The following is a 5,145-nucleotide window of genomic DNA, read 5'->3' as shown; positions in this document are numbered from 1 at the left end:
GAGCCGGACTGCTCCTCGCGCCCTCTCGATCGCTCACCCTCGGAAGCCGCACCGGCCCCGAGGCCGAAGGTGCTTGCCTTTATTCCGTCCCTTGAAAAACCAAGACCGAGAAACATCTCGCGCACATCAGGACGGAGCACGATGCATGGGACAAGGCTCATTCCGGCTTGACCTGAGGCGCGCGATCCACGAAGAGGGTTTGCAAGGTTTTTACCCAATCCGAACCCTGGCCTTGCGCCGGGGTTTTTTCATGTGAGGCTTGAGCGATGGCGAACGTGGTTGTCGTGGGCGCCCAGTGGGGCGACGAAGGCAAGGGCAAGATCGTCGACTGGCTGTCCGAGCAGGCGGACGTGGTCGTGCGGTTCCAGGGCGGGCACAATGCCGGCCATACCCTCGTGATCGGCGGCAACGTCTACAAGCTGTCGCTGCTGCCCTCCGGCGTCGTCCGGACCGGCAAGCTCTCGGTCATCGGCAATGGCGTGGTACTCGATCCGCATGCGCTCGCGGCGGAAGTGGCGCGCCTTCAGGAGCAGGGCGTCGCGATCTCCCGTGAGAACCTGCGCGTGGCCGAGAACGCCACGCTGATCCTCTCCATCCATCGCGAACTCGATGCGCTGCGCGAAAGCGGCAGCGCCGGCACGAAGATCGGCACCACCAAGCGCGGCATCGGCCCCGCTTACGAGGACAAGGTGGGCCGTCGCGCCATCCGTCTCATGGATCTGGCTGATCTCTCCTCGCTGGGCGACAAGATCGAGCGCCTGCTGACGCACCACAATGCGCTGCGCCGTGGCTTTGACCTCGACGAGTTCAAGCCCGAGGCGATCTATGAGGAACTGGCCTCCATTGCCCCAAAGGTGTTGCCTTACATGGACGCCGTATGGCGTCTGCTTGATGAGGAACGCCGGGCAGGCCGCCGCATCCTGTTCGAGGGCGCGCAAGGTGCTCTCCTCGACGTCGACCACGGCACTTATCCCTTCGTCACCTCCTCCAACACGGTAGCGGGCCAGGCGGCCACGGGTTCGGGCATGGGACCGGGTAGCGTCGGCTATGTGCTCGGTATCGCCAAGGCCTACACCACCCGTGTCGGCGAGGGACCCTTCCCGACCGAGCTGTTCGACGAGACCGGCGAGCTGATCGGCCACAAGGGCAAGGAGTTCGGCGTGGTCACAGGCCGCAAGCGCCGCTGCGGCTGGTTCGATGCCACCCTCGTGCGCCAGACGGTGCGGACTTCCGGTATCAACGGTATCGCGCTGACCAAGCTCGACATCCTCGACGGCTTCGAGACGATCAGGATCGGCGTCGGCTACAAGCTCGATGGCCAGACCATCGACTACTTCCCGGCGAGCCAGCTGGCTCAGGGGAGGGTCGAGCCGATCTACGAAGAGTTCGAAGGCTGGAGCGGCTCCACCGCCGGCGCGCGCTCCTGGGCGGATCTTCCGGCACAGGCCATCAAGTATGTCCGCCGCATCGAGGAGCTGATCGGCGCGCCAGTCGCGGTGCTCTCCACCTCGCCCGAGCGCGACGACACAATCCTCATGAAGAACCCCTTTGAGGCTTGACGTCGGGGCGTCTCCGGGTCCATTCCCAGGGAAATGGCAGATTATTACCCTCTCATTGCACGGGCCGTCGAAGGCCTGACGGAGCAGACGCCGGTTGCGCGGCGCGCCGTTTACGAGCGCGCCCGGACGGCCCTGGTCTCCCAATTGCGCTCGCTCAATCCGCCTCTGCCCGAGGCGGATATCCAGCGGGAATGTGCCTCCCTCGATCATGCAATCACGCGGGTCGAGGCTGATTATGCGCCTCCTCCGGCAGGTTTCGATCCGGATGCCTTCGCGGATCTGGTGGCCGAGGATCAGCACCGTCATCAATCTCCTGCCGACCGCCTGCGCAGCGTGGTGTCGCCAGGGCAAGCCTTGAGGGCGCCGTCCCAGGATGAGCCGGAGCCCAAGCCGGCCGTTCAGTCTTTCGAGGAGACGGCACCCGCCCGTCCGCGGGTCGACACGCGTCCGCATCCGGCCATGCAGAATAACGGGCGGATGCGCTCGATCCTGCTCGGCTCCGCCATCGGCCTCGTGATCCTTCTCATTGCGGGTCTTGCCTGGTGGCAGAGCCGCACGGACGCGCCTGTCCCCGAGACGCCCGTGGCCGAAGCCCCTCAGGCCCCGGCTGCTCCCGAAAATTCCAAGATCAACGAGCGTGTCGGCGGACAGGCTCCGCAGGCAACGACTGCTCCTGCAGGAGCAGTCCAGGCGATTGGCGTGGCGCATCGCGCGGTCTTCTACGAGGAGGATGCCGCCAATCCCCAGACCCCGAAGGCCTATGTCGGGCGCGTGGTCTGGCGGCTCGAGGATGTGAATCCAGGGCAGGGGCAGCCGCTCGAAAAGGCCGTTTCCGCCAATATCGAGATCGCTGATGCAGGCCTCACCATGAAGATGGTGCTGCGCCGCAACCTCGATACGACCCTGCCGGCGTCGCATACGGTCGAGCTCACCTTCACCACCCGCAACGGCGACAGCGGTCGCGTGATACGAGATGTCGGCCTCCTGCAGTTCAAGAACGAGGAAGCCGCGCGCGGTACGCCGGTTGCGGGACTCCCGGTCCCTGTGCGCGAGAACCTGTTCCTGATCGGTCTGTCCAACCTGCAAGGCGATGTGGAGCGCAACACAGAACTCTTCGTGCGCCGCAACTGGATCGACCTGCCGGTTCGCATGGCCTCTGGCCAGCGCGCCATCCTGAGCTTCGAAAAGGGCACCACCGGCGAGCAGGTTCTGAACAGCGCCTTCAGCCAGTGGCAGTAAGAGAGCCTTCATAAGCCGACAAAAAAGCCGCGCGATGCGCGGCTTTTTTCATGGGATCTGCTTGCCCGTTAGGCCGAGGCCTCTGCCCCGGTCGATGGTGCACCCTCGATCTGGGTGAGGTTCTTCTTCACCGCTTCCTGCACCTTCTCGAAGGCGCGCACTTCGATCTGGCGCACGCGCTCGCGGGAAACGCCGAATTCGGTCGAAAGCTCTTCAAGCGTGATCGGGTCTTCCGAGAGGCGGCGGGCCTCGAAGATCCGGCGCTCGCGCGGGTTCAGGACCGAGAGGGCGTTGCGGAGCGCGGTCAGCCGGTTCTGGCCTTCCTCCTCCTCCACGAGCACCTGCTCCTGGCTCTCGCTCTGATCGACCAGCCAGTCCTGCCACTCGCCGCCGCCCTCGCCCTCTTCGCGCAGGGGCGCATTGAGGGAGGCATCACCGCCGAGGCGACGATTCATGTCCACCACATCCTGCTCGGTCACGCCGAGCTGGGTGGCGATCTGCTTCACCTGGTCGGGACGCAGGTCGCCCTCGTCGAGGGCGGAGATGCGGCCCTTGGCCTTGCGCAGGTTGAAGAACAGCTTCTTCTGGTTCGCGGTGGTGCCCATCTTTACGAGAGACCAGGACCGCAGGATGTATTCTTGAATCGCCGCCTTGATCCACCACATGGCATATGTGGCGAGGCGGAAGCCCTTGTCGGGCTCGAAGCGCTTGACGGCCTGCATGAGGCCGACATTGCCTTCCGAGACCACCTCGCTGATCGGCAGGCCATAGCCACGGTAGCCCATGGCGATCTTGGCGACGAGGCGCAGGTGGGATGTCACGAGCTTATGGGCAGCCTCGCGATCTCCATGCTCCCGCCAGCGTTTGGCGAGCATGAATTCCTCATGCGGCTCGAGCATGGGGAAGCGACGGATTTCGTCGAGATAGCGGGAAAGGCCCCCTTCATTGGCAAGCACCGGAAGCGCTGTAGCCATGTGTTCTCCTCCTTTGGCTCCCTCTTTCCATGAGGCAAGCCTGAGGCGGCCCCCAGAATGGCCAGCCGCCAACTTCCTTATATAAGCGGTCCGACCTTGTCCGAATAGAGGCGTCAGGCTTCAAGACGTGGTGAACGCTCTGGATGCGCAAGGGTGCCAGCGTGGCAGAATTTTGCGACGCATTGACGCTTGACCTTAGGCTCGCAGGGTCTCCAGGAGTATTGCCAAATCCGCAGGGATGGGGCTCTCGAAACACAGGAATTCGCGTGTCCTGGGATGCTCGAAACCCAAAACCGCCGCGTGAAGTGCCTGCCGGTTTAGCGCTTTCAAGGCCTGCTGCTGAGCCTCCGAGAGACGGTTAGCCTTAGTCTTGAACCCTGAGCCATAGACGGCATCGCCGAGGAGCGGATGGCCGATATGAGCCATGTGGACGCGAATCTGGTGCGTGCGCCCGGTCTCCAGCTCGCACTGGACGAGAGCGGCTATGGGACCGGCGTGAGGCAAGGCCTCCAGCACCTCATAATGGGTGATGGCATAGCGGCCGCGCTCGTTCTCGTCGGCAACGATGGCGATCTTTTCACGGTTGTGCTGGCTGCGGGCGAGCGCCGCCTCCACCGTCCCTCGCTTGCGCTCCGGCACGCCCCAGACAAGGGCGAGATAGAGTCTCTCCAGAGGACCGGTGCGGCCGTGATCGGCGAATTGCTCCGCGAGGCCCTGATGGGCCAGATCGTTCTTGGCTACCACGAGGAGGCCCGATGTATCCTTGTCGAGCCGGTGCACGATGCCGGGGCGCTTCACGCCGCCAATACCCGAGAGACTATCGCCGCAATGGGCGATGAGCGCATTGACCAGAGTGCCGGATTCATGCCCCGCCGCCGGGTGGACCACGAGCCCTGCCGGCTTGTCGATCACGATGAGGTCGTCGTCCTCATAGACAATCACGAGGTCCATCGCCTCTCCCTGGGGCTCGGCTGGAACGGGCGGGGGGACCTGCAGCGCAATCCGGGCGCCTGCTCCCACCTTGCGGCCTGGATCGAGCACGGGCGCGCCATCGACGGTCACTTGGCCGTCACGGATCAGCGCCTGGAGGCGGCTGCGCGACAAGTCGATCGCAAGGCGCGCAAGCACCCGGTCCAGCCGCTCGGCCGCCATTCCTGTCTCTAGAATCCATTCCTGCTGGGTCGTATCGTTCACCGCATCCTCATTTTTAGTCTGGCCCTCTCTTTTTTCGGAGAAAGGGCTTGAAGGGATTCACGATGGTGGTTATACGAGCGGCCTCCACCTTGCTAGCTCCCTTCGTCTAGCGGTCTAGGACGTCGCCCTCTCACGGCGAAAACAGGGGTTCGAGTCCCCTAGGGAGCGCCAAGGCTTTT

Annotated in this window: 4 protein-coding genes and 1 tRNA gene; 3 read left to right on the top strand and 2 right to left on the bottom strand. The window is 64.1% G+C overall.

Translation table 11 applies throughout. From position 1 onward, the window contains the following. The first annotated feature begins 266 nt into the window (after positions 1-266). Together AA309_RS31365 and AA309_RS31360 are read left to right on the top strand one after the other, a co-directional pair. Entirely contained in the window at positions 267-1,559 is a 1,293-nt protein-coding gene (locus AA309_RS31365) for an adenylosuccinate synthase (protein ID WP_047192944.1), read from the top strand. 33 nt (positions 1,560-1,592) lie between these two features. Next, positions 1,593-2,798: a hypothetical protein gene (locus tag AA309_RS31360; RefSeq protein ID WP_047192943.1), complete on the top strand. Its 1,206-nt coding sequence runs from the start codon at positions 1,593-1,595 to the stop codon at positions 2,796-2,798. Between the two features lie 68 nt (positions 2,799-2,866). Here the strand turns inward: AA309_RS31360 and rpoH are convergent, their stop codons facing one another. Beyond that, positions 2,867-3,772 (bottom strand): RNA polymerase sigma factor RpoH, encoded by a 906-nt coding sequence (gene rpoH, locus AA309_RS31355; protein ID WP_047192942.1) that lies wholly within the window; start codon positions 3,770-3,772, stop codon positions 2,867-2,869. Between the two features lie 195 nt (positions 3,773-3,967). Further along, positions 3,968-4,924 (bottom strand): RluA family pseudouridine synthase, encoded by a 957-nt coding sequence (locus AA309_RS31350; protein WP_084731866.1) that lies wholly within the window; start codon positions 4,922-4,924, stop codon positions 3,968-3,970. A gap of 137 nt (positions 4,925-5,061) precedes the next feature. Between AA309_RS31350 and AA309_RS31345 the strand changes: the two genes are divergently transcribed. Next, positions 5,062-5,137 (top strand) — tRNA-Glu (locus AA309_RS31345). Positions 5,138-5,145: the final 8 nt, after the last annotated feature.

This window comes from Microvirga vignae, from assembly GCF_001017175.1.
GTDB classification, from domain to species: Bacteria; Pseudomonadota; Alphaproteobacteria; order Rhizobiales; family Beijerinckiaceae; genus Microvirga; species Microvirga vignae.
The sequence above is the reverse complement of the archived record's forward strand: the minus strand, read 5'-3'. Positions and strand labels throughout refer to the sequence as shown.